The organism is Methylomagnum sp. (genome assembly GCF_054333355.1).
Window position 1 is genome coordinate 1 of record NZ_JBTEKS010000451.1, and the last position, 3,356, is coordinate 3,356.

General features: G+C 62.2%; 3 protein-coding genes. All 3 read right to left on the minus strand.

The features are described 5' to 3' along the window. Positions 1–14: 14 nt before the first annotated feature. Positions 15–1,301 carry a heme biosynthesis HemY N-terminal domain-containing protein gene (locus ACXWUF_RS20905; RefSeq protein WP_458496489.1) on the minus strand — a complete coding sequence of 429 codons (1,287 nt, stop codon included), beginning with the start codon at positions 1,299–1,301 and terminating at the stop codon, positions 15–17. Continuing rightward, positions 1,298–2,569: a uroporphyrinogen-III C-methyltransferase gene (locus tag ACXWUF_RS20910; protein WP_458496490.1), complete on the minus strand. Its 1,272-nt coding sequence runs from the start codon at positions 2,567–2,569 to the stop codon at positions 1,298–1,300. Before ACXWUF_RS20910 ends, ACXWUF_RS20905 begins: the two co-directional genes overlap by 4 nt. 34 nt (positions 2,570–2,603) lie before the next feature. Beyond that, positions 2,604–3,356 (minus strand): uroporphyrinogen-III synthase (locus ACXWUF_RS20915; RefSeq protein ID WP_458496491.1); only part of this gene is annotated, 753 nt, incomplete at its 5' end.

Consider the following 3,356-nt stretch of genomic DNA (forward strand, 5'->3'; position numbering starts at 1 on the left):
CGGGACTACAAACGTTAAGCGTCAACAGCCACCGTCGTCGACTCGGCTTCCGGCAGGTCCGCCTCGCCATCGGGGTTTTGTTCGATTTGAGCCACCACCTCGTTGGAGGCGAGCATCATGCCCTTGCGGTAATAATCGCCAGCGGCGGCGAAATCCTTCTTGGCATAGAGCAAATCGCCCATCAGCTTGCAGCCCTCCACGCTGGGTTCCTCGGCCAGGCTGCGTTGCAGGTAGTCGGTGGCCTTCTCGGTTTGACCGATCCGCAGGGCCAATTTGCCCAGTATGCGCAGCAACACCGCGTCGTTGGGATGGGGACCCAGCCAGGTTTCGGCGTGATGAATCTGCTTCTCGGTGTCGGCCATTTGTATGCAGCCGTACAGCACCAGCAAGGTTTCGTTCCAGTCCCGGCCAATGGCGAGGCGCAAGCCTTCCTCCACTTCCGAACCCGCGCCCGCTTCAATCATGGCGGCGAAGTACAGTGTCTCGATGCCGATTAGATTCCGCACATGCTCGGGCACATGTCGCCAAATCTCACGCAGCACAGAGGCGTCGCGGGTTTCCGCCTTGCGCTTGAGCAGGGCGCTGTAGGTCTCGGTTTCCAGTAGCTTGATTTCCGCCTCCATCAGCACCTTGTTCTTGTGCAGGGCGGGCATCAAGCGGTGCAGTGCCTCCCAATCCTCCATCTGCGCGTAAGCCTGATGCATGAGCCGCAACACCGAGGCGTGGCTGGGCGCGATGCGATCCAACTGGGTCAGGGATTCCAAGGCGTCATTGAACTGCCGGGTGGACAATTGCAATTCGACGCGGGTGAGACCGACCGCCAGCTCCGCTTGCGGCATGGTCTGGTGGGCCAGCTTGAGGTATTCGTCGCGTTGGTCGTGGGCACCCCGCGAATGGGCGGCGCGGGCGGCGGTGAGATAGTTGAGGAGTGGCAGTCCGCTGTCGGCGGCATGGCGGATTAGGTTGCGCTCGGCCTTTTCCCAGTTGCCCTCCGCCGTCTCGATCAAGCCGGACAGCAGGGCTTCCTGGGAGCGCTTGCTGCGCTGCTCGGTGCTGCGCTGCTTGAGGGTCTGGGGCAGCCGTGCCGCGCCGAAGGTCAACCGGATCGACACGTAGAGCAAAATAAAGCTCGCGGTCAGGGCGACAGCCATCACATACAGGGAGGTCTCCAGCGCCCAATGGCCGATGCCGATGATGACGTAACCCGCGTCGTCTTGCGAGGTTAGGCGATGGTAGCCATAACCCACAATGGCTAAGACCAGGAAAAACGCGGCGAGCGAAAAGACGATTTTTCTTCTCACTGCTTTACTCCCTGATCGGAATCGGGCCGCATTTCCTGCTGAGGCGCCGCCGGTGGTTCGGCGGATGGCGCTTTGGCACCGGACTTTTTGGCTTCGGCTTCCTCGGCTTCAAGGCGGAGCCGTTCAATGTTGCGCAGGAGGCTCAGGGACTTGCTGATGTCCGGGAAGGGCACGGCGATGGACTGGTTCTGCAAGGCGCCTAGTTCGCTTCGCAACTCCTTCGTTTCGGGCGCGTCGGCTTCGAAGTGCTCGCCCAGCCATTCGTTGGCGGAGGTCAGGCTGTCCTTATAAAGGGTTTCGTCACCCCGCAGCAGCGCGGTGCGGGTGGCTTCCAGCTTGAGCAACAGGATTTGACGGATGCCTTCGGCTTCGGCGGGGGTCAGCACGGCTTCGATGGGGCGGTCGGTGCGCCGCACCGTCACCAAGCCCTTGAGGTCTTTCAGGGCCGAATCCAGCGGGTCTTTTTCCTCGACGTCGCCCTCATTCTCGGACGGGCTGTCTGATCCGGGCTTCGTGGCGTGTTCCTTGGCGTCGTCCGCGTGCGGGAGGAACAGGGGCACATTCTTGACCTTTTTCTCCAGGGTCAGGAGCTTCGAGGATATGCCCACCACGTCGGGGGCATTCATTTTCTTGAGGACATCGATTTCCTCGGCCAAGGCTTCCCGCACCTTGAACACCGCCGGGTCGCCACTGTCGTGCAGGCGTTGATCCGCCGCTTCCATGGCCGCCAGCACCGATTTCACGTCGCCGATCAAGTGCAATTTCTGGTTGGCGATGCTGAGTAGGTACTCGGCGTCGGCCACCATCAAATCGCCCCGGCTCTTGTTGAGCTGGCGCTGGATGTGCTGCACGTCGTTGCCAAGCTCGTTGCGGGTCGCTTCCAGCCGGTCGCTCAGGCGGGCGGCGTGTTCCCCGAGGCTGCGCTCAAACTTGGAATCTTCCGTGCTGACCTGAGTCTGGACCGTCGCCATCTGCGAATGCAGGGTCGCCATCTCGGACTGCATGGCGTTCATCTGCCGGGTGACTTCCAGAAGCTGCTGGTCCTTATTGGTGATTTGCCCGCCCAGTCCTTCCTGCCGGGAGCGCAATTCCTGCAATAGGAAAAAGCCGCCGACGGAGATCGCCATCACGGCCAGCAGGACGACATAGCCAACCCAGGCCATGCTGCGGGTCTTTTTGGGCTTCGATGGCGCGGCGGGTTTGTCGGCGATGGCCGGTTCAACCGGTGGCCGCGCAGGTTCGGCGGCGTCTTCGGTGGCGGATGTCAATGCTTTTTCCTCGTCAACCAATGCTGTATCCCCGTCAATGAGTGGTCTTTAGGTCTTGTTCGGAATATTCCACGTTGCCCGAGAGCGGCGGCGGGGCTTTCCCGTCCCGATGAAGTCGAATGAGCGCTTGCACCAGCCCTTGGTCGTTGGCCTGATTGGCCTCGGCCACCCGGTGCCAGCCTTGTTCGCGGGCCAGTCCCGCGATGCGTGCGCCGAAGACCGCCAAGGGAGTCTGATAGGCGAATTCGGCCCCGGCCTCTCCCAAAAGTTCCATCAAGTGGGTCAGGGCTTCGCCACTGGTGGCGACCACCGCGTCGATGCCGTCCTGTCGCCATTGCCTCAGACGGGCCGAGGCGTCCGGCGGCGGGTCGGCCCGCCGGTAAAGTTCCGCATAAGCCGTGGCCGCGCCCCGCTGGTTCAACTCATCGGCGAGATGCTCGCGGCCTCCCACGCCCCGCACAATCAACATCTGTTGGCCCGCGACATGGGCCAATTCCGGGGAGGCCAACAGGGATTCGCTATTAAACTGCGGTTTAGGGATAAGGTCTACCCGCACTCCCGCATTCGCCAAGGCTTTTGCAGTGGCTTCGCCCACCGCCGCAATGCGCGTCCGGGGCGATAGCCGGTCGTTCCAGTCACCCGCCGCCAGGGCAAACCGCACGGCGTTGGCGCTGACAAAAATCAACCAATCCCAGTAATCCCGCCGGTTCAGCAATTCGACCGCCGCCCGGTTGTCCTCCACCGGGACGATTTCCAGCAGCGGAAACCGCAAGGCCCGGCCTCCCAC